The organism is Streptomyces sp. NPDC087215, from assembly GCF_044744885.1.
Lineage (GTDB): Bacteria > Actinomycetota > Actinomycetes > Streptomycetales > Streptomycetaceae > Streptomyces.
Genome location: NZ_JBIUZD010000001.1, coordinates 239,875 through 260,530 on the forward strand (window position 1 = coordinate 239,875; position 20,656 = coordinate 260,530).

14 protein-coding genes are annotated in these 20,656 nt (G+C 73.4%); 9 read left to right on the forward strand and 5 right to left on the reverse strand.

Going from position 1 to position 20,656, the window contains the following annotated elements:
* Positions 1 to 151: 151 nt before the first annotated feature.
* From ACIO92_RS01015 to meaB, 3 genes are read left to right on the forward strand one after another with little or no spacing between them, the layout of a single operon-like run.
* Positions 152 to 1,966 carry a methylmalonyl-CoA mutase subunit beta gene (locus ACIO92_RS01015; protein WP_366440761.1) on the forward strand — a complete coding sequence of 605 codons (1,815 nt, stop codon included), beginning with the start codon at positions 152 to 154 and terminating at the stop codon, positions 1,964 to 1,966.
* Positions 1,963 to 4,137, forward strand: coding sequence for a methylmalonyl-CoA mutase (scpA, locus tag ACIO92_RS01020; protein ID WP_366440760.1), 2,175 nt, complete (start codon positions 1,963 to 1,965; stop codon positions 4,135 to 4,137). Before ACIO92_RS01015 ends, scpA begins: the two co-directional genes overlap by 4 nt.
* Positions 4,134 to 5,126 (forward strand): methylmalonyl Co-A mutase-associated GTPase MeaB, encoded by a 993-nt coding sequence (meaB, locus tag ACIO92_RS01025; protein WP_402055985.1) that lies wholly within the window; start codon positions 4,134 to 4,136, stop codon positions 5,124 to 5,126. The genes scpA and meaB overlap by 4 nt, the downstream gene beginning before the upstream one ends.
* Positions 5,127 to 5,278: 152 nt before the next feature.
* Here meaB and ACIO92_RS01030 read toward each other — a convergent pair whose 3' ends face one another.
* On the reverse strand, positions 5,279 to 5,629 hold the full coding sequence (locus tag ACIO92_RS01030; protein ID WP_366440758.1) for a helix-turn-helix domain-containing protein: 351 nt from the start codon (positions 5,627 to 5,629) through the stop codon (positions 5,279 to 5,281).
* Between the two features lie 64 nt (positions 5,630 to 5,693).
* Between ACIO92_RS01030 and ACIO92_RS01035 the strand changes: the two genes are divergently transcribed.
* Complete coding sequence (locus ACIO92_RS01035; RefSeq protein WP_402280565.1) at positions 5,694 to 6,608, forward strand: NAD(P)-dependent oxidoreductase; 915 nt, start codon at positions 5,694 to 5,696, stop codon at positions 6,606 to 6,608.
* 65 nt (positions 6,609 to 6,673) lie between these two features.
* Here the strand turns inward: ACIO92_RS01035 and ACIO92_RS01040 are convergent, their stop codons facing one another.
* Positions 6,674 to 7,870: a nitric oxide synthase oxygenase gene (locus ACIO92_RS01040; RefSeq protein WP_366440756.1), complete on the reverse strand. Its 1,197-nt coding sequence runs from the start codon at positions 7,868 to 7,870 to the stop codon at positions 6,674 to 6,676.
* 587 nt (positions 7,871 to 8,457) lie between these two features.
* Between ACIO92_RS01040 and ACIO92_RS01045 the strand changes: the two genes are divergently transcribed.
* The 5 genes from ACIO92_RS01045 to ACIO92_RS01065 all read left to right on the forward strand — a co-directional run bounded on the left by ACIO92_RS01045 (position 8,458) and on the right by ACIO92_RS01065 (position 12,970).
* Positions 8,458 to 9,027, forward strand: coding sequence for an EF-hand domain-containing protein (locus tag ACIO92_RS01045; RefSeq protein WP_366440755.1), 570 nt, complete (start codon positions 8,458 to 8,460; stop codon positions 9,025 to 9,027).
* Between the two features lie 127 nt (positions 9,028 to 9,154).
* Positions 9,155 to 9,943, forward strand: a complete 789-nt coding sequence (locus ACIO92_RS01050) for an HAD family hydrolase (RefSeq protein WP_402280562.1) — start codon at positions 9,155 to 9,157, stop codon at positions 9,941 to 9,943.
* A complete protein-coding gene (locus ACIO92_RS01055; RefSeq protein ID WP_402280560.1) occupies positions 9,927 to 10,535 on the forward strand; it encodes a hypothetical protein in 609 nt (202 codons plus the stop codon). Before ACIO92_RS01050 ends, ACIO92_RS01055 begins: the two co-directional genes overlap by 17 nt.
* A 17-nt stretch (positions 10,536 to 10,552) precedes the next feature.
* Positions 10,553 to 11,644, forward strand: coding sequence for an NAD(P)-dependent alcohol dehydrogenase (locus tag ACIO92_RS01060; RefSeq protein WP_401236351.1), 1,092 nt, complete (start codon positions 10,553 to 10,555; stop codon positions 11,642 to 11,644).
* Between the two features lie 120 nt (positions 11,645 to 11,764).
* Positions 11,765 to 12,970, forward strand: a complete 1,206-nt coding sequence (locus ACIO92_RS01065) for a cytochrome P450 (RefSeq protein WP_402280558.1) — start codon at positions 11,765 to 11,767, stop codon at positions 12,968 to 12,970.
* Between the two features lie 57 nt (positions 12,971 to 13,027).
* Here ACIO92_RS01065 and gdhA read toward each other — a convergent pair whose 3' ends face one another.
* The 3 genes from gdhA to ACIO92_RS01080 all read right to left on the reverse strand — a co-directional run bounded on the left by gdhA (position 13,028) and on the right by ACIO92_RS01080 (position 20,592).
* Positions 13,028 to 14,374, reverse strand: a complete 1,347-nt coding sequence (gene gdhA / locus ACIO92_RS01070) for an NADP-specific glutamate dehydrogenase (RefSeq protein WP_366440751.1) — start codon at positions 14,372 to 14,374, stop codon at positions 13,028 to 13,030.
* Between the two features lie 530 nt (positions 14,375 to 14,904).
* On the reverse strand, positions 14,905 to 15,696 hold the full coding sequence (locus ACIO92_RS01075) for a VOC family protein (protein ID WP_402280556.1): 792 nt from the start codon (positions 15,694 to 15,696) through the stop codon (positions 14,905 to 14,907).
* A 45-nt stretch (positions 15,697 to 15,741) separates the two neighbouring features.
* Complete coding sequence (locus tag ACIO92_RS01080) at positions 15,742 to 20,592, reverse strand: DNA repair ATPase (protein WP_402280554.1); 4,851 nt, start codon at positions 20,590 to 20,592, stop codon at positions 15,742 to 15,744.
* Between the last annotated feature and the right edge of the window lie 64 nt (positions 20,593 to 20,656).

A 20,656-nucleotide genomic window follows, 5' to 3' on the forward strand; every position in this document is an offset into this window, starting at 1 on the left:
TGACAACCGCCCCACGGGAACGGGCCGCTCACGGCCCGTCGGCCCCGCGCGCCTCGCCCCGCACCCCCTCCCCGGAGCCGGGCCCCGAAGAGAAGAAGGTCACAGTCGTACGCCCTCCTGCTCCTTTGACGATCTCCCCTAGCATCCGAGCATGACGGTCCTGCCTGACGACGGGCTCTCCCTGGCGTCCGAATTCCCTGACGCGCCACACGAACAGTGGCAACACCTCGTGGCAGGCGTGCTGCGCAAGTCCGGCAAGGACGTGTCCGGCGACGCCGCCGAGGACGCCCTCTCCACCCTCGTCGAGGAGGGCATCGGCACCCGCCCGCTCTACACCGCGCGCGACTCCGCCCCCGAATCCGGTCTCCCCGGCTTCGCCCCCTTCGTCCGCGGCGGACGCGCCGAGGGGAACGCCCTCGGGGGCTGGGACGTGCGCCAGCAGCACCTCACGGCCGACCGTGACGCCGTCCTCACCGACCTGGAGAACGGCGTCACCTCCCTCTGGCTCGGCGTCGGCGCCACCGGCATCCCCGTCCCCGCCCTCGCCGACGTCCTCGACGGCGTCTACCTCGACCTCGCCCCGGTCGTCCTCGACGCGGGCGAGGAGACGGCCGCCGCCGCCGACGCACTCCTGCGGCTGTACGAGGAGCGCGGCGTCGCCGCCGACACCGCCCGGGGCAACCTGGGCGCCGACCCCCTCGGACACGAGGCCCGCACCGGCCGCCCCGCCCACGACCCTGACTCCGCCGCCGCCCTCGCCCGCCGCTGCGCCGACCGGTACCCGGGCCTGCGCGCCCTGACCGTGGACGCGCTGCCGTACCACGAGGCGGGCGGCTCGGCCGCCCAGGAACTGGGCTGCTCGCTCGCCACCGGCGTCGCCTACCTGCGCGCCCTGACCGACGCGGGACTGGACGTCGCCCCGGCGCTCGGACAACTGGAGTTCCGCTACGCGGCCACCGCCGACCAGTTCCTCACCGTCGCCAAGCTCCGCGCGGCCCGCAGGCTCTGGGCCAGGGTCGCCGAGGCCTGCGGCGCCCCGGGGGCCGGTGCGCAGCGCCAGCACGCGGTGACCTCCTCGGTGATGATGACCCGCCGCGACCCGTGGGTGAACATGCTGCGGACCACCGTGGCCGCGCTCGCCGCCGGAGTCGGCGGCGCCGACAGCGTCACCGTGCTCCCCTTCGACGAGGCCCTCGGCCTGCCCGACGCGTTCGCCCGGCGCATCGCCCGCAACACCTCCACCGTCCTCATCGAGGAGTCCCATCTGTCCCGGGTCACCGACCCGGCGGGCGGCTCCTGGTACGTGGAACGGCTCACCGACGAACTGGCCCACGCGGCCTGGGCGTTCTTCCAGGACATCGAGCGGTCCGGCGGACAGGCCGCCGCGCTGCGGTCCGGCGCCGTCGGCGAGCGGATCGCGGAGACCTGGGCCGTTCGCGGCGCCCGGCTCGCCACCCGCCGCGAACCCGTCACCGGGGTCAGCGAGTTCCCGCACCTCGCGGAACAGCCCGTGCGGCGGAAGCCCGCGCCCGAGCGGCCCTCCGGCGGGCTCCCCCGCGTCCGGCGCGACGAGGGCTACGAAGCCCTGCGGGCCCGCTCGGACGCGCACCTCGCGGCCACCGGCTCCCGCCCCCGGGTCTATCTGGCGGCGCTCGGCCCCGCCGCCGCCCACTCGGCCCGTCTCGCCTTCGCCGCCAACCTCTTCCAGGCGGGTGGCATCGAGCCCGTCACCGAGGGCACCTTCGAGGAGAGCGGGGCCCGCGAGGCCTGCCTCTGCTCCAGCGACGCGGTGTACGAGGAGTCGGCCGCGACCGCCGCCGCCGGGCTGCGGGCGGCGGGCGCCGGACACGTCCTGCTCGCCGGACGCCCGGCCGCCCACCCGGGCGTCGACACCTATCTCTTCGCGGGCTGTGACGCCGTCGCCCTGCTCTCCACCGCCCTCGACCGCATGGGAGTGTCCCGATGACCGTCCCCGACTTCACCGGGATCGACCTCGGGACCCCCGCCCCCGGCGGCACGCCCGACGCGTGGCAGACGGCCCTCAAGAAGGCCACCGGCGGTGACGACCTGCTCTGGGAGACCCCGGAGGGCATCGGCGTCAAGCCGCTCTACACCGGACGGGACCTGGAGGGCCTGGACTTCCTGGGCACCTACCCCGGCATCGCCCCGTACCTGCGGGGCCCGTACCCCACCATGTACGTCAACCAGCCGTGGACGATCCGGCAGTACGCGGGCTTCTCCACCGCCGAGGAGTCCAACGCCTTCTACCGGCGCAACCTCGCCGCGGGCCAGAAGGGCCTGTCCGTCGCCTTCGACCTGCCGACCCACCGCGGCTACGACAGCGACCACCCGCGCGTCACCGGCGACGTCGGCATGGCGGGCGTCGCCATCGACTCGATCCTGGACATGCGGCAGCTGTTCGACGGCATCCCGCTGGACCGGATGACCGTGTCGATGACGATGAACGGCGCCGTCCTGCCGGTCCTCGCGCTCTACATCGTGGCCGCCGAGGAACAGGGCGTACCGGCCGAGAAGCTGGCCGGGACCATCCAGAACGACATCCTCAAGGAGTTCATGGTCCGCAACACGTACATCTATCCGCCGGGGCCCTCGATGCGGATCATCTCCGACATCTTCGCCTACACCTCGCGGCGGATGCCGCGCTACAACTCCATCTCCATCTCCGGCTACCACATCCAGGAGGCGGGTGCGACCGCCGACCTGGAGCTGGCGTACACGCTCGCCGACGGCGTCGAGTACCTGCGCGCGGGCCGCGCCGCCGGACTCGACGTGGACGCCTTCGCCCCCCGGCTGTCGTTCTTCTGGGCGATCGGCATGAACTTCTTCATGGAGATCGCCAAACTGCGGGCCGCCCGGCTCCTCTGGGCCAAGCTCGTCAAGCAGTTCGACCCGAAGAACGCCAAGTCCCTCTCGCTCCGCACCCATTCGCAGACCTCCGGCTGGTCCCTCACCGCGCAGGACGTCTTCAACAACGTCACGCGCACCTGCGTCGAGGCGATGGCCGCCACCCAGGGCCACACCCAGTCGCTGCACACCAACGCCCTCGACGAGGCGCTCGCCCTGCCCACCGACTTCTCCGCCCGCATCGCCCGCAACACCCAGCTGCTCATCCAGCAGGAGTCCGGCACCTGCCGCGTCATCGACCCCTGGGGCGGCAGCGCGTACGTCGAGCGGCTCACCCACGACCTGGCCCGGCGCGCCTGGCAGCACATCCAGGAGGTCGAGCGGGCCGGCGGCATGGCCCAGGCCATCGACGCGGGCATCCCCAAACTGCGCGTCGAGGAGGCCGCGGCCCGCACCCAGGCCCGGATCGACTCCGGACGGCAGCCGGTCGTCGGCGTCAACAAGTACCGGGTGGCCGCCGACGAACAGATCGAGGTCCTCAAGGTCGACAACTCCTCCGTGCGCGCCCGGCAGATCGCCAAGCTGCGGCGACTGCGCGAGGAACGCGACGAGACCGCCTGCCGGGACGCCCTCGACGCCCTCACCCGGGCGGCCGGCGGCGACGGCAACCTCCTCGAACTCGCGGTGCGCGCGGCCCGCGCCATGGCCACCGTCGGCGAGATCTCCGACGCCCTGGAGAAGGTCTACGGGCGGCACGCGGGCCAGATCCGTACGATCTCCGGCGTGTACCGCAACGAAGCAGGCGAGTCCCCGTCCGTGGCGCGCACCCGCGCCCTGGTCGACACCTTCGCCGAGGCCGAGGGCCGCAGGCCCCGCATCCTGGTCGCCAAGATGGGCCAGGACGGCCACGACCGGGGCCAGAAGGTGATCGCCACCGCCTTCGCCGACCTGGGCTTCGACGTCGACGTCGGCCCGCTGTTCCAGACCCCCGCCGAGGTGGCGCGGCAGGCCGTCGAGGCCGATGTGCACATCGTCGGGGTCTCCTCGCTGGCCGCCGGGCACCTCACCCTCGTACCGGCGCTGCGGGAGGAGCTGGCGGCCGAGGGGCGCGAGGACATCATGGTCGTGGTCGGCGGGGTGATCCCGCCGCAGGACGTGGCGATCCTCCTGGAGATGGGCGCGGCGGCCGTGTTCCCGCCGGGGACGGTGATCCCCGACGCGGCCCACGACCTGGTCACACGGCTGGCGGCCGACCTCGGGCACGAGCGGTGATCGACCTCGACACGTACGTACGGGGGGTGCTCGAGGGGAGACGGGCGCTCGTGGCCCGCGCGATCACCCTGGTCGAGTCGACCCGCCCCCAGCACCGGGCGCTCGCCCAGGAGCTCCTCACCGCGCTGCTGCCGCACAGCGGGAACGCCGTGCGGATCGGCATCAGCGGAGTGCCCGGGGTCGGCAAGTCGACCTTCATCGACGCGTTCGGATCGATGCTGACCGGCCTCGGGCACCGGGTCGCGGTGCTCGCCGTCGACCCCTCGTCGAGCCGCACCGGCGGCTCCATCCTCGGCGACAAGACCCGGATGGAGCGGCTCGCCGTCGATCCGGCGGCCTTCGTCCGCCCCTCCCCCACCGCCGGGACGCTCGGCGGGGTCGCCAAGGCGACCCGCGAGTCGATCGTCGTGATGGAGGCCGCGGGACACGACGTGGTCCTCGTCGAGACCGTCGGCGTCGGCCAGTCCGAGACCGCCGTCGCCGACATGGTCGACTCCTTCCTGCTGCTCACCCTGGCCCGCACCGGCGACCAGCTCCAGGGCATCAAGAAGGGCGTCCTGGAACTCGCGGACGTCGTCGCCGTCAACAAGGCGGACGGCCCCCACGAGCGGGACGCGCGCGTCGCCGCCCGCGAACTCGCGGGCGCACTGCGCCTGATGCACGGCGCCGACGCCTTCTGGACGCCGCCGGTGCTGAGTTGCAGCGCCCGCGAGTCCACCGGGCTCGACGAGGTGTGGGAGCGCCTCACCCACCACCGGGCCCTGCTCGACGGCACCGGCCGTCTCACGGCCAAACGGCAGGAGCAGCAGGTCGACTGGACCTGGTCGATGGTCCGCGAGGAACTGCTGCGCCGTCTGCGCACGGACCCTGCGGTCAAGGACCTCGCGCCCGTCCTGGAGAAGCGGGTCAGGGCCGGTGAGCTGACGGCGACGCTGGCCGCCGAACGCCTCCTGGAGGTCTTCGGGGAGCGGCTCGACCGGCGCCCCTGAGCGGCCGGAAGAAGCGGGAAGGAGAAGGGGGCCTCCCGGACGGGAGGTCCCCTTCTCCCCGTCCCCGAGCACCCACTTTTTTGTGGGTACTTGTCGGGGAGGCGTCCTCCGGGCGAAGCTGGAAGCGGCCCGGAGGAAGGAGCGCAAGGGCCTCAGGCCCCGGCCGGAACGGCCGTCAGACGGTCGATCCGACGGTGTCCCCAGTCTGCCAACGGGCCTAACGCCACGGAGAGTTCGAGCCCGAATCCGGTCAGCGAGTAGACGGTCTTCGGCGGCAGGACGTCGTACACCTCACGGTGCACGAGACCGTCCTCCTCCATCTCCCGCAGGGCCTGGGTCAGCACCTTCTCGCTGATCTCGGGCAGCTTCCGGCGCAGTTCGCCGGGGCGGTGCGGGCCGGATTCGAGCAGCCACAGCAGATGGGTCTTCCATTTTCCCTCGATGACGACGATCGCGGCACTCACTCCGCACATGTTCGTCTCCTGGGCTCGGGCGCGTGACATCCGCGTCCTTCTCCTTCCTCCGGGATCTTCTTTTCTCTTCGTCCGTATACAAGGGAGTTCACCCATGTCTTCTTCCCCCTCCCCCGCTTCCGCCTCCTCCGGGAGGGACGGCACCGCCGTCACCGTCCTCGGGCTCGGTCCGATGGGCCGGGCGCTGGCCGGGGCCTTCCTGGACGCCGGGGTACGGACCACGGTGTGGAACCGTACGCCCGGCCGGGACGGGGAACTGGTCGCTCGGGGCGCGCTCACCGCCCCGAGCGCCGAGGAGGCGGTCGCGGCGAGCCCGCTGACCGTGGTCTGCCTGGTCAACTACGACGCCACCGACTCCGTCCTGCGTGCCGCCGCGGTGGCCGGGGCCCTCAAGGGGCGGGCGCTGGTGAACCTGAGCGCCGACACCCCCGCGCGGGCCAGGGACACCGGGCGCTGGGCCGAGGAGCACGGCATCGACTACCTCGACGGCGCGATCATGACCCCGACCCCGACCATCGGCACGCCCTCGGGGGTGTTCCTCTACAGCGGGCCCGTACCGCTGCACACCGCGCACGCGCCGGTCCTCGGCGCGCTGGGCGGCAGCCACACCCATCTCGGGGAGGAGATCGGCCGGGCGGCGGCGTACGACATCGCGCTGCTCGACATCTTCTGGACGTCGATGACCGGCTATGTGCACGCGCTGGCGCTGGCGCGGGCCGAGGGCGTCTCGCCGACCGAACTGGCGCCGTTCGCCGAGGGCATCGGGGCGATCCTGCCGCCGCTGTTCCGCGAGTGGGCCGAGGACGTGGAGAGCGGTGGATTCTCCGGCGAGGGCAACCCGGTGACCTCGGGCCTTTCGACGATGGAACACATCGTGCGCGCCTCGGAGGCGCACGGCATCGAGGCGGGCGCGATGCGCGCCGCCGAGTCCCTGGCCCGGCGCGCGGTGGCCCTCGGGCACGGGACGGACGGTTTCAGCCGTGTCGTCGAGATCCTGGGGCGCGGCTGAGGCAGGCGGGGGTACGGGCCCGGCGGGGGCGGACCTCGCCACCGCCGGGCCCGTACCGCCCCCGTTCAGCCCCGGGCCAGGAAGGCGGGGCGGAGGGAGGGGTCCACCGGGTCGTAGTAGCGGTGGAAGACCGGGGTGGCCGAGCCGGAGACCGGGGGGACGATCCAGCTCCAGTCGGCGGGGGTCCGTCTGCCGTGCCTGCTCTCCTGGTCGATGTGCCGGAGGAAGCGCCGTGACTCGGTGTGGTGGTCGGCCATCGTCACGCCCGCCCGCTGGAAGGAGTGGAGCACGGCCACGTTGAGCTCCACGAGGGCCCGGTCGCGCCAGAGGGTCCGCTCGGCGGAGCGGTCCAGACCGAGCCGGTCGGCGACCACCGGGAGCAGGTCGTAGCGCTCCGGGTCGGCGAGGTTCCTGGCGCCTATCTCCGTGCCCATGTACCAGCCGTTGAAGGGCGCCGCCGGATAGCGCACCCCGCCGATCTCCAGGGTCATGTCACTGATCGCGGGCACCGCGTACCAGCGCAGCCCGAGGGAGGCGAACCACGGGTGGTCGGGGTGGACGAGCGGCACTTCGAGGACGGTGTCGTCGGGCAGCTCGTACCACTCGGGGCGGGCGTCGGGCCGTTCCCGCACCATCAGCGGCAGGACCTGGAAGGGTTCGCGGTCCCGTTTCCAGCCGAGGGCGACGGCGCGCTCGGTGAGGGGGCCGCCGCGCGGGTCGCCGTTCCAGCCCCCTTCGGGGGTGCGGTGTCCGGCGTAGCGCACCAGTTGGTCGTTGACGATCCGGGGTCCGGGGCGGCCGGGCCGGTCGGGGGCGAAGACGGAGATCACGGGTCTGATCCGGCCGCCGTTGCCCGCGAGCCGCAGATGCTCGAAGCAGTGGGCGGCGAGGTCGTCGGCTCCGGTGACGTGCCGCAGGTCGCGGACGACGAGGCTGCGCCAGTAGAGCCGTCCGATGCACCGGGCGGAGTTGCGCCAGGCGACCCGGGCGCCGAAGGCCAGCTCCTCCGGGGTGTGGGTGTAGGTGCCGGTGCGCCCGATCTCGGCGAGGACTTCGCGGACCCGGCCCCCGGGGCTTCCCGCGGTGGGCTGCTCGCTGTGGTACTGGCGGATGAATCGTTCCGCCTCGGCCCGGTCCACCAGGTCCGCGCGCGGGGCGCGGGCACCGGGGGCGGGCGCGGTGGGTGTCGGGTGCCCGTGCGCGTAGGGGCAGGTGCCCGTGGCTGCGGGGGCGGAGTTCCGGCGGCTGCGACTGAAGATCAAAGTGTTCCCTCCCGTCGCCATGATTACCGTACGAACATGCGCGGGCGCGGAGGGTACGTGAATCCCCGGTCATGACGGGTTCCCACTGATATCCTGCGCGGCTCCGTCCGGGCAGGACCCCCGCACGCCGCCGGTCCCGCGCGGCTCCGTCCGGGCAGAACCCCGCACGCCGCCGCGCTGTTCCCTCTCACCCCACCCGCCACTCCACAGCACACGAGTCGACGCACGCCTCATGTCGCGGGCTCACATCTACGACTCCTGAACATATGGCCGACTCCTTCAGCTGGCGGGAACCAGCCAGGACACGCGTCGCCGCACACTCGCGCGGCCATGGGCTCCACGCTCTCCACCTGGGACTCCCCTCTCCGGAGACGTACGGCCCGGTCGGAGATGACATGAGATTCAGTCAACTGTCCGTCCATATGCCTCTAGTCGTCGAGTCGCCCCCATCTCACCTGTTGGAGTGAACGCCCGATGCGAGCCGGGTCGAAATGGATCTCCTTCCCTAGGCTCACGTCGCCAGCCATCGATCCGGGTCGATCATCGCCACGGACAGCTGCGCGGTTCATCGCTCAAAGGACACACACATGACCATCGCCCCGCAGAACGATCTTCTCGACCACAAGTTCGACATGTGCTTCGGACACGCCGACCAGAACAAGGACGGCGTGGTGGACGCCGCCGACATCCTCACCTTCGCCGCCCGGGTCATCGCGGCCGTGGGTGAGCCCTTCGACTCCCCGAAGTCCGTCGAGATGCTGCGCGTCAGTGAGAACTGGTGGAAGGGGATGCTGGCGGAGCTCGACACCGACAAGGACGGCAAGATCGACCCGGAGGAGTACCGGGTCGGGATGCGCCGGCTCGTCGGTTCCGCGTCCTCCTTCGAGGCGGCCAGCCGCCCCGTGGCCACGGCCATCTGGGCGCTCTGCGACCGCGACGACGACGGCGAGGTGACGGCGGCCGAGTTCAGCGCCGTCCAGCTCGCCTTCGGCACCACCCCGGAGAACGCCCGCCTCGGCTTCGAGAAGCTCGACCTGGACAGCGACGGCTCGCTGTCGGTGGACGAACTCACCAGCGCCTTCCGCGACTTCTACACCAGCACCGACGTCGAGACCAACGGCAACTGGCTCTTCGGCGCGGACTTCCAGACCGCCTGATCAGCCCGATCGACAAGCGACGGGCGGCAGCACATGGCCGTGCCCGCCCGTCGGCCCAGCCACCGTCCCGCCACGGCGTGGTGGGGTCACCTCCCACCACGCCGTGGCGGGCCAGGGGAGAGCCCGAATGAACTTGGCGGCACTCGACGTCGACGGCACCCTCTACGAGGGGACCCTCGGCTTCTCCCTCCTCGACGAACTGAGCGTGTCCGGACTGGTGGGCGCCCATGCCGTCCAGCACGTCCGCGACGCCATGCGCGAACACCGCGACGCGGGCGACCGGTTCCGCGACACCACGGACCTGACGAGCGACGCGTACGCCCACGCCGTGCGGGGCGTACGGCACGAGGACGCCGTGCGGGCCTCCCACACGGCCTGGCGGCGGGTCCGTCACCGGTTGCTGGCGAGCAGCGCCCCCCTGGTCGAGAACCTGCGGCGGAACGGCTTCACACCGGTCCTGCTGTCCGGCAGTCCCCAGGAGATGATCGACCGGATCGCCGACGAACTGGGCGTCGCCCACCGCATCGGGATGCGTCTCGCGACCGGGGCGGACAGCGCCTACACCCACCGGTTCCTGGCCCTTCCGGCCGTCCCCGAGGTCAAGGCCGCCCTGTTCCGGGCGCTGGCGGCCCGGCTCGGCGCCGATGTGCGGGCCGCCCTGGCCGTCGGCAACAGCGCCTCGGACCACGCCCTGCTCGACGCGGTCGGGCACCCGGTGGCCTTCGAGCCGGACGACACCCTGCGGGCCCTGGCCCGGGACGGCGGCTGGGCCATCGCGGACCGGCACAGCCTCCTGCCCCTGGTGGACGCGCTCACCGGCCCCCGCCGCCTGCCGCCCGTCCCCCGGCAGGACGTCCGCCTCCCCTCCTCCTCATCAGAACCCTCTGAAAGAAACCTTCATGCGCACTCCTCATGACATCGGCTCCCGTTTGATCGAGCGCAAGGTCGACGTGTGCTTCGCACACGCCGACCGGGACCAGGACGCCCTGATCGAACTCGCCGACGTGTCGGTCCTGTTCACCCGCATCCTGGCCTATGTCGGCGAACCGCTCGGCAGTCCCAGAGCCCTCGCCGTACACACCGCCTCGCAGGGATTCTGCGACCACATGGCGTCCGTCACCGGCTGGGCGCCCGACCGCCGGATCACCCCGGAGGAATGGCGCGAGGCCATGGCGAAGGCCCTGGCCGGGGGGACGGCCGACTACGACGCGTACTTCCGGCCCGTCGGCGAATCCGTCTGGGCGGCCGTGGACCGGGACGGCGACGGCATCGTACGGCTCCCCGAGTTCGTCGCGTTCCAGCGGGGCATGGGCACGCCCGACGCGAACATCCGGCTCGCGGCCGACCGCATGGGCCTGCCCGACGCCGACGCGGGCCTGCCGATGGCGGACGTCCTCCGGGCCCACCGCGAGTTCTACACCAGCGCCGACGCCGGTTCCCCGGGGAACTGGCTGTACGGGGACGTGTGGGCGGACGCCTTCTGGGACGGCACGAGGGCGAAGCTGTGACGGCCGACGGCGGCCCGGTGAAGGCCAGGGCGGCGGTGCTCCGCTCCCGTACCCTCCCCTTCCGGGTCGAGGACGTGACCCTGGAAGGACCGGGCCCGGGAGAGGCCCTCGTCCGGGTGGCGGGCACCGGCTTCTGCCACACCGATCTCCTGCCGCGCACCGACCGGCTCGGCGTCGCCCTGCCCCTCGTCGGAGGGCACGAAGGGGCCGGGACGGTGCTCGCGACCGGGACGGGGGTCCATGAGGTGTCCGTGGGCGACCACGTCGTCATGTCCTTCGACTCCTGCGGCGGCTGCCGCTCCTGTCTGGCCGGCCGCCCCGCCACCTGCGCGGCCTTCTTCACCCGCAACCTGACCGGCCGCCACCCCGGAGGGACGGGCGGCGTGGCCCGGGACGCGGAAGGCCGCGAGGTGGCCGCGTACTGGTTCGGGCAGTCCTCCTTCGCCACGCACTGCGTGGTCCCGGTCCGCTCCCTCGTCCCGGTTCCCCGGTCGCTGCCGCTCGAACTGCTCGGGCCGCTCGGCTGCGGGTTCCAGACGGGGGCGGGCGCGGTCCTCAACTCCCTCGGCGTGCGCACCGGTTCCAGCGTGGTGGTGGCGGGGACCGGCGCGGTCGGTCTGGCGGCGGTGATGGCCGCGCGGGCCGCGGGCGCGACCGTCGTCGTCGCCGTCGACGTCCTGCCCGTCCGGCGCGAACTGGCGGCGGAACTGGGCGCGACCCATACGCTCGACGGGAGCTCCGACGCGCTCGCCGAGGAGATCCTGCGGATCACCGGAGGAGCCGACCACGCGGTGGACACCACGGGACTGCCCCCCGTCATCACCGCGCTCGTCCGCTCCCTCCACAGCGCCGGGAGCTGCGGTCTGGTCGGGGTGCAGCACGGCGACCTGATCGTGGACCCGCTGCTCATCGCGGCCGGGCGCACGATCAAGGGGATCATCGAGGGCGACGCGGAGCCCCGGCTGTTCATACCCCGGCTCATCGACCTCTGGCAGCGGGGCCTGTTCCCCTTCGACCGGCTGATCCGCCGGTATCCGCTCGCCGAGATCGACCGGGCCGAGCGGGACGTGGCGAGCGGTGCGGTGGTCAAGGCCGTACTGATCCCGTGACGGGTCCTCGTCCGCCGGGCCGGGCCCGCGTTCCCGGCGTCGCCCCGGTCCCGGACCACCCGTTCCCGGCCTCGTCCCCTTCCCCGTAGGCCCTCGTCCTCGCCCCAGGAGGTACCCGTCGTGCGCCCCGTCGAGTCGGACCGCGTCACCCTCGATCCCCACCAGGACCTCCAGGAACAGGCGCGTCTCCTGCGCGCCCACGGCGGTGTCGTCCCGGCCCGCTGGCCGGGAGGCGTGGACTGCTGGGCGGTCGTCGGGTACGCCGAACTGGAGGCGGTCCTCACCCAGCCGCTGTTCGCCCGCTCGCCCGCGCACTGGCGGGCGCTCCGGGAGGGCGAGATCCCCGCCGACTGGCCGATGACCGACCACCTCAGCCGCCAGTGGATGCTGACCTCGGACGGCGCGGACCACACCCGGCTGCGGCGGGTGGCGGCCGGTGCGTTCGCGCCGCGCCGGGTGAGGGCGCTGGCCCCGGCCGTCACCGATGCCGTCGAGCGGCTGCTCGACGGCATGGACCCGGCCGCACGACCGGTCGACATCCGCACCGAGTTCGCGCTGCCGCTCGCCCTCGACGTGCTGTGCTCACTGCTCGCCGTACCCGCCGAAGAACGGGACCGGGCCACCTCCCTCGTCTTCCGCGCCTTGTCCCGGGCCGCCCTCACCCCACGGGAGTCCAAGCTGCTCAGCGCGGAGATCCGGGCCTACCTCGACCACCTGCTGGCCCGAGCGCCCGCCCCCGGTGAGGAGGAGGGCCTGGTCGCGGCCCTCAGGGAGTCGGCCGCCCCCGGCGGCGTACTCAGCCACCAGGAGGCCCGGGACACCCTCTGGCTCTTCCTCGCGGCCGGTTTCGACACGACGGTGGCCGCCCTCGTCAACGCGGTCCGCGCGCTCCTCGCTCACCCGCGCGAGCTGGAGCGCGTCCTCGGCGGGGCCGTCGCCTGGGACGACGTGGTCGAGGAGTCCCTGCGCTACGACGCGAGCGTCTTCGCGCTGCCCTTCGCCTTCCCCCGTGAGGACGTCACCCTGGGAGGGCGGCGGATCAGCGCGGGTGACGCCCTGCTGCTGTGCTACGCGGCGGCCAACCGCGACCCCTCCCAGGAGGGCGGCGGCGACGTCTTCACGTCCACGGAACCGGGCACCCGGCACCTGGCCTTCGGCCGGGGGCCGCACTTCTGCCTGGGCGCGCCCCTGGCCCGCCTCCAGCTCCGCACGGCCCTGTCGGCGCTCTTCACCCGCTTCCCGGCCCTCCGCCCGGCCGCCGCCCCGGGCGCGCCCGTGTCGTCGCTGACGATCAACACGGTCGCCTCGCTCCTGGTCTCCGCCTGACCGCGTGCCCGGCTGCCCGCTCGACCGCCCGACCGCGCGGCTGCGCGGCCGCCCCGGCTAGATGACGCCCTGGGCCGCCATCGCCCGTGCCACCCGCAGGAAGCCGGACACGTTGGCGCCCGTCACGTAGTCGTCGGCCTTGCCGCCGTACTCCTCGGCGGTGTTCCGGCACTGGCTGTGGACGTCGCGCATGACCTCGGCGAGCCGGGCCTCGGTCTGTTCGAAGGACCAGCTGTCGCGGGAGGCGTTCTGCTGCATCTCCAGGGCTGAGGTGGCCACGCCTCCGGCGTTGGCCGCCTTGCCGGGACCGAAGAGGATCCCGGCCTCCTGGAAGACCCGGACCGCCTCGGGCGTGCAGGGCATGTTGGCGCCCTCGGCGACGGCCCTGACCCCGTGCTTGACCAGGGCGACGGCGTCGTCACGGCTCAGCTCGTTCTGGGTCGCGCAGGGCAGGGCGATGTCACAGGGCACGTCGTAGACCGTGCCACGGGCCGAGAAGCGGGCGGTCGGCTTCGCGTCCGCGTAGGCGGAGATCCGCTCGCGGCGCACCTCCTTGACGTCCTTGAGCAGGTCGAGGTCGATGCCGTCCTCGTCGACGAGGTATCCGGAGGAGTCGCTGCACGCGACGACCCGGCCGCCGAGGGCGTGGACCTTCTCCACCGCGTACACGGCCACGTTCCCGGAGCCCGAGACCACCACGCGGCGCCCGTCGAAGCCCTCGCCGCGCGTGGCGAGCATCTCCTCGGCGAAGAACACGGCACCGTAGCCGGTGGCCTCGGTGCGGACCTGGGAGCCGCCCCAGCCAATGGCCTTGCCGGTGAGGACACCGGACTCGTACCGGTTGGTGATCCGCTTGTACTGGCCGAAGAGGTAGCCGATCTCCCGGGCGCCGACGCCGATGTCACCGGCGGGCACGTCGGTGTGCTCGCCGAGGTGGCGGTAGAGCTCGGTCATGAAGGACTGGCAGAAGCGCATGACCTCGGCGTCCGAGCGGCCCTTGGGGTCGAAGTCGGAACCGCCCTTGCCGCCGCCGATCGCCATTCCCGTCAGCGCGTTCTTGAAGATCTGCTCGAAGCCGAGGAACTTCACGATGCCGAGGTTGACGCTCGGGTGGAACCGCAGTCCGCCCTTGTACGGGCCGAGGGCGCTGTTGAACTCCACCCGGAATCCCCGGTTCACCCGCACGGCGCCCTGGTCGTCGACCCACGGGACGCGGAATATCAGCTGCCGCTCGGGTTCGCACAGCCGCTCCACGATGCCCGCCGCGAGATAGTCGGGGTGGCGCTCCAGGGCCGGGGCGAGCGAGTCGAGGACCTCGGCGGCGGCCTGGTGGAACTCCGCTTCACCGGGGTTGCGCCGACGGACCTCCGCGTAGACGGCTTCCATGTGTGCGCTGACGTTCATGCGTGTCTCTCGCCTTCTCGTCTTCCGAAAGTTCCGCCGCGTGCGGGCGACGTTCCCCGCCATTCTCTCCGGTGGCCGGGACCGGACCGCCCCCGAGGGTCATGGACGCCTCGACCAGGCACCGCCCCGGATCACGACGAGGCTCGCGCCCGGCGCCCTGAACGGGGCCGCGGTGCTCGTCCTCGGCAGCGGGCCGTGGCCGGCCCATGGGCACCGGGCGGGACGGGGGGCTGTTTCGGTCGGTGACCGCGCTGTCCCCGTGGGACGCGGCCCGGGAGGGCGTCGACGCGCGGTCCGCCCTCGGGCTCCAGCTCCCGGACGTGCGATACACACGGCACGAGGACCCCGGCGTGGAAGACGTGGCGACCCGGCTCCGGGTCGACACGACCGGCGCCACGTCACGGGCCGGCGTGGACTTCGACGGGAAGCCCGAGGACCGGTTCGCGGTCCGGCGGCACGGACCCCGCCGGAGCACGCCCACGGGTACGCGGGTGCCGGACGCCGGAGCCACCGGTGTCCGGCGTCAGGCGTCAGGCGGCGGCCGGGGTGAGGGTCACGAAGTCCGCGTTCGACGGGTCGAGGCAGACCGCGAGCCGTCCCACGCCCGGCATGTCCTGCGGTCCCATCTGGATGTTGCCGCCGTTCGCGGTGACCCGGGCGACCGTCTCGTCGCAGTCGGCGACGGCGAAGACCGGATGCCAGTAGGGCCGCCCGTGCGCGAGGGCGAGATCCGCCTCGGCGAGGGTCATGAGGCCGCCGTGCATCCGCTCGTCGGGGAGCCCCGCCGGGGTGATGAGGGTGTACGTGCCCGAGTCGCCCGGCAGTTCCATGTCACCGAACCGCCAGCCGAGGACCCCGCCGTAGAACTCCTTCGCGGCGGTCGCGTCGGTGGTGTACAGCTCGGTCCAGCACAGCGAGCCGGGCTGGTCGGTCAGCTCGACGCCCTGGTGGGCGCCCGGCTGCCAGACGGCGAACTGTCCGCCCAGCGGATCGCTGTACTGGGCGATCCTGCCCCACTCGCCGGGCTCCGTGGGGGCGCGCCGGACGGTGCCGCCCCGGTCCTCGACCGCCCGGGTGGTGGCCTCCGCGTCGGGGACGCTGTAGTAGATCATCCAGGCGGACCGGGCGCCCTCCTCGGTGAGCCTGCCGAGTCCCGCGACGACCTTCCCGTCCTTGCGGAACACGCCGCCCTCATGGCCCTCGCCCATGGGCGCGTACTCCCAGCCGAGGACGGCGCCGTAGAAGGCGGCGGCCGCCGGGACGTCGGGGGCGCCCAGGTCGAGCCAGCAGGGGGAGCCGGGTGCGAAGTCGGTGGTGATCATGGCGAGGGCCTCCACGTCTCCGGACGGACCGGTCCGGGTACGTCCTCAGCCTCGCACCACGGGCGGCCCCCCGCCCGTCGGGGCGCCCCCGCCGGTCGCCCGGAGGATCGCCGTCTCGACGTCCGCGACGCGGTCGGCGAGCAGCGTGAGGGCGGCGACCGCGCGGGTCGACGGGTCGTCGGCGGAGCCGCCCAGGAGCCGCTCGCGGGTGTGCGCCGCCACGATCTCGGCCCAGCGCGCGGCCCGGTCCCCGTCGAGGGTGCCGCGGAGCTGGTCGAGCTTGAGCAGATTGGTCTCGGTCTCGGCGGTGAGGGTGCCCGCCTCGGCCGTGTAGTGGTCGTCCACGACGGCGGCCAGTTCGGCGGCGTTCATCGCGGGGGTGATCCGGGCCACGATCCTGTTCATGTTCCGGTACGAGCCCTGGAGCCGGAACGGCGGTTCGGTGCGGGTCGCGTCCGTGCGGGCGGCGGAGGCGATGTAGGCGGTGTTGACCGCGAGGACGGTCTCGCGGGCGGTCAGCAGATGGCGCAGGACGGCGAGGAGCGGGTCCAGCTCGGCCGGGGTGTAGGGGTGGACGAGCCGGTCGGCCCGTGCGGTGGGGTCACCGGCGGCGAGCCGGGCCAGCAGGCTCAGGTCGGCGCGGTCGCGTCCGGCCAGCGGGGCGAGCACCGGGTGGGAGGTGAGGGCGTTCTCGACGAAGCTGAGGGCGAAGGCGTCCTCCTTGCCGGTGAGGACGTCGCCGAGGTTCCAGACGTCGGCGCGGTTGGCGAGCATGTCGGGGACCTGGAAGCGCTGCCCGGACTCGGTGTAGGGGTTGCCCGCCATGCAGAGGGCGAAGCGCTTGCCGCGCAGGTCGTGTCCGCCGAGGGTGCGGGTGGCGTCGCAGAGCGGGATGAACTTCTGGAGCAGTTCCGGTGAGCAGTGCTGGATGTCGTCCAGGTAGAGGAGGACGTTGTTCGCCGCGGCCAGCGCGAAAGCGATCTTCTCCAGTTCCCGGCGGGCCGCCGCGTCGGGTGCCTCGGCCGGGTCGAGCGAGGTGGTGGTCCGGCCGAGGGCCGGTCCGTCGATCTTGACGAGGAGCAGGCCGAGGCGGTCGGCGACGTACTCGATCAGGGTGGTCTTGCCGTAGCCGGGCGGGGAGAGGAGAAGGAGCAGTCCGTGGGAGTCGGTGCGCTTGGCGTCCCCGGCGGCGCCGAGCTGTTTGGCGAGGTTGTCGCCGATCAGGGGGAGGTAGACCTCGTCCACGAGCCGGTTGCGGACGAAGGAGGACATGACGCGGGGCCGGTACTCGTCCAGGCGGAGCCGGGCGCGTTCGGCGGTGACGAGCGCGGTGCGGGCGCGCTGGTAGGCGCGGAAGGCGGGGACGGCCTCGGCGGCGAACCGCGCGGTCCTGTGGAGGAATTCGTCGAGGCGCAGGTCGAGGCTGCCGCCCCGGACGCGGGGGTGGCTGCCCAGGAGGCCGGTGACCGTGGTCGTGGTGGGGGCGTCGATCGCGTACCGGAGGAGACCGGGGGCGAGCTCGACGGCGGCGGCTTCGGCGAGGACGCTCTCGTCGGGCCGTTCGCCGCAGGCGTGCGCGTAGGCGCCGAGCCAGCTCTCGACCAGGTGGCCCCGGGCGGCCGGGTCGGTGAGCGCGGCGAGGTCGTCGTCGTATCCGGAGCGTCCGGCGGCCTTGTGGAAGGCCTCCAGGAAGGTGCGGGCTGCGGCGGAGAGGGCGAAGCCGGCGGGTTCGGCGGCGAGTTCCTCCACGAGGTACGCGGCGGCGGCCGGGTCGCCGGTCGCCGTCGTCAGTTCGGCGTGGAGCCCGTCGAGGCAGGAGCCGCTGCCGAAGAGGTCACGGGCCCGGCTGAGGGAGACGGCCCGGCGGGTCCACTGCTCCCGTGCGTCGGGGGTGGCGGCGGTCGCCCAGAAGAGCTGGGCGGCGGCGCGGGCGCGGGCCGGGTGGGCGAGGGGGCCGGCGTGTTCGCGCAGGCGGAGCACGGCCGCGAGGAGGAGGGCCGCGTCGTGGTCGTGGACGCCGCGCTCGTAGCCCTCGTCGTAGGCGTCGGCCGCCGCCTTCCGTACGAGTGCGGGGAGGTCGGGGTCGTCGGGGTCGTGGGGGTCCCCTGGCCCTCGGGCGGCGAGGAGGCGGGCCGCGAGGTGTTCGGCGCGGTACACCTCGGGCGATTCGGAGGGCAGGACGCGGGTCCAGCAGGCCCGGGTGGCGGCGAACTCCGGGTCGGTGACGGGGGCGCGGTAGTCGGTGCCGGTGACCGCGAGGGCGAGGGTGTCGCCGTGCGGGACGAGGGTGAGTTCGGTGGAGCGCCGGTTGACGGCGAAGCGGTGTCCGCCGAGCCGTACGGTGTCGCCGCCGTCGGAGAACAGGTCGGTGCGGTCGCGCAGGGCGCGGCCCGCTTCCTGGCGGGCGGCGGCGAGGCGGCCCTCCAGCTCCTCGGCCCTGACCCGGTCGTCGAGTTCGCGCAGTTCGGCGGCGGTGCGGCGGACCCGGGCGACCATGGGGTCGGAGGCGAAGTAGGTGTGGATCGCGTCGAGGTCGGCGAGGGCGGCGGCGCGGCGGGTGATCGCCTCCAGGACCCGTCCGGTGGAGTCGGCGAGGCGTTCGGCGCGGCGGGCGCGGGCGTCCTGGAGTGCTTGTCCCCGGGCGGCGAAGGCCTCGTGGACCTCGGTGCGGCGCTCGTCGATGTCCGCGAGGTGTCCGTCGTGCCCGGAGAACCGGGATTCCAGGTTCTCCAGCTGGAGCAGGAGGCGGGCGAGGTGTTCGTCGCAGAGTTCGGGGGTGTCGGCGGCGCCGAGGGCGCCGGTGACGGCCTGGGCGAACAGGGCGGTCTCGGCGGCGAACTCGGCGCGGCTCTCGGTGTCGAGGAGGGCGGCGTGGCGGGCGGTGAGGACGGCGCGGGCGCGGTTGACGGCGCCGAGGACCCCGGCGATCCGCTCCAGGACGGAGGTGCGGACGGTGGTGTCGCCGATGTCGAGGCCCGCGACGACCTCGCTGAGGGTGCGCAGTCCGGCGGTGTGTTCGTCGAGGCGGGCGCGGAGGGGTCCGGTCTCGGCGACGGTGGTGAGGGCGGCGGCCTCGGCCTCGGTCCTGGCGGCCTCCGCGTGGTGGGGGGTGAAGGCGTCGTCGCCGCGGAGGAAGGCGACGGCCCTGCGGCCCGCCGCCGCGATGTCGTCCTCGACCTCGTGGGCCAGGGCGTCGACGCGTGCGGTGTCCGCGTACCGCATCTCCTTGACGGTGATCAGCCGTCCCTGGGCGCGGCGGAGTTCGGTGATGCGGCCGATCCAGTCGGCGGCGGTGGCGGGGGATTCGCTGCGGACGAGGCGGACGAGCCGGGCGACCTCCCGGGCGGCTTCCTCGGTGGCGTCGGTGGCCTGCCGGGTCAGGGCGGTGACGGTGGCGAACTCGCGCAGGACCTGTTCGGCGGTGGCGCGCAGTTCGTCGAGGGCGGTGCGGAGGTCGCCGGTCCCGGGGTCGCCGAGCCAGTGGTGGGTGTCGGCGGCGCGGACGCAGTCGGCGACGAGCGCCTCGTACACCTCGCCGGTCGGTTCGGGGCTCTCCGCCCGCCGGGCGACGGCGAGGCAGTCGGAGACGCCCCGGACGAGGTCGGGGTTCCCGATGCGGGCGAGCGGGCCTTCGGCGGTGGCGGTGGGGTGGGTGTCGGCGCGGTAGGGGGTGTGCCAGCGCTGTACGGGGTGGACGCGGCCGGGTTCTCCCTCGGCCGCGCGCAGGACGAGGAGGGTGCCGTCGTCGAAGAGGGCGTGGCCCGCGCCGGTGACGGGGGGCGCGATCTCCTTGCGGATGAGGTTGTACGGCAGGAGATGGCAGCGGCCCTCGTGGCGGTCGTGGAAGACGTAGAGGAGGTCCTCTCCGTTGGGTGAGCGGACGACTCTTTCGAAGTCGGGGCCTCCGGGTCCGTCCGGTCCTTCCCGTGGGGTGTCGGTGCCGAAGGTCCGTACGGCGCCGGAGCCGAGGACGTAGCCGCCGGGGAAGACGATGCCCTCGTCGCCCGGGAGGCGGAGGCAGGCCTGGCCGATGCCGTCGAGGCGGACCACCGTGCCGGTGAGGGTGTGCAGGACGAGGTGGCGGTGGGTCCGTTCCTTGTAGGGGCGGACGCGGATCAGCAGGAGGTGGCCGACGACGGCGTGGGCGACGTCGGCGTCGGCGAGGGCCTGGAGGGGTTCGTCGACGGGCTCGGAGTGGACGCCGTCGCCGGTGGTGGTGTCGTCGGTGGTCTTGACGGTGAGGGTGCCGCCGGCGGTGGAGAGGAAGGCGTGGCCGCCGAGCGAGAGGTGGGGGTGGCGGCCGGGCACGTGGTCGTCGCGGGTCGCCGGAATCCAGGTGACGTCGTGCGAGGGGGGCAGGACGTGGTCGCGTTCGCCCCGGGCGTCGAGGAAGGAGGTCTCGCCGGTGGGGCCGCACGACCAGCGCAGGACCCGCAGGTCGTCGGCCTTGTCCCCGGTCCGGAAGACGGCGAGGAGGCGGCCCTCGACGCGGCGCAGGCGTTCCAGGCGGGCGCCCCGGAAGTAGCGGTGCAGGGCGGTGAACTCGCGGACGAAGTCCGGGTCGTCGAGCAGTCCGGGCAGGGCGTCCGGGGGCAGGGGGTTCAGGTCCTGGTCGTACAGCGTGAAGACGTCGGCGACGGACCGTTCGGCGTCGCCGCCGGTGGCGGTGTGGACGCCGAGGAGCAGGAGGCCGTCGCCGACGGCGACGACGTCCCGCGCGACCGCGTGGTGTCCGGTGCGCAGGTGTCCGGTTCCGGCGAGGTCCAGCTCGCCGGAGCCGAAGGCGGCGGTGCGGGCCCGGTTCAGCTCTCCGGCGCGCCGGGCCAGTTCGGTGCCCTGCGCGGCCAGCCGGTCCCGCAGCACGGCGTACGTGTCCTGGTCGATTGAGGCGCTCATCCCGTTCGGCTCCCCTGTGGTGTGGTGAAGGGGCCCGGTGCCGTGCTCCCCCGCGCACGGCACC

Coding starts and splice junctions, on each gene's coding strand:
- ACIO92_RS01080 (WP_402280554.1), bottom strand. CDS start 20,592: ATGAGCGCCTCAATCGACCAGGACACGTACGCCGTGCTGCGGGACCGG.
- ACIO92_RS01045 (WP_366440755.1), top strand. CDS start 8,458: ATGACCATCGCCCCGCAGAACGATCTTCTCGACCACAAGTTCGACATG.
- ACIO92_RS01075 (WP_402280556.1), bottom strand. CDS start 15,696: ATGATCACCACCGACTTCGCACCCGGCTCCCCCTGCTGGCTCGACCTG.
- gdhA (WP_366440751.1), bottom strand. CDS start 14,374: ATGAACGTCAGCGCACACATGGAAGCCGTCTACGCGGAGGTCCGTCGG.
- ACIO92_RS01035 (WP_402280565.1), top strand. CDS start 5,694: ATGTCTTCTTCCCCCTCCCCCGCTTCCGCCTCCTCCGGGAGGGACGGC.
- scpA (WP_366440760.1), top strand. CDS start 1,963: ATGACCGTCCCCGACTTCACCGGGATCGACCTCGGGACCCCCGCCCCC.
- ACIO92_RS01050 (WP_402280562.1), top strand. CDS start 9,155: ATGAACTTGGCGGCACTCGACGTCGACGGCACCCTCTACGAGGGGACC.
- ACIO92_RS01055 (WP_402280560.1), top strand. CDS start 9,927: ATGCGCACTCCTCATGACATCGGCTCCCGTTTGATCGAGCGCAAGGTC.
- ACIO92_RS01030 (WP_366440758.1), bottom strand. CDS start 5,629: ATGTCACGCGCCCGAGCCCAGGAGACGAACATGTGCGGAGTGAGTGCC.
- ACIO92_RS01015 (WP_366440761.1), top strand. CDS start 152: ATGACGGTCCTGCCTGACGACGGGCTCTCCCTGGCGTCCGAATTCCCT.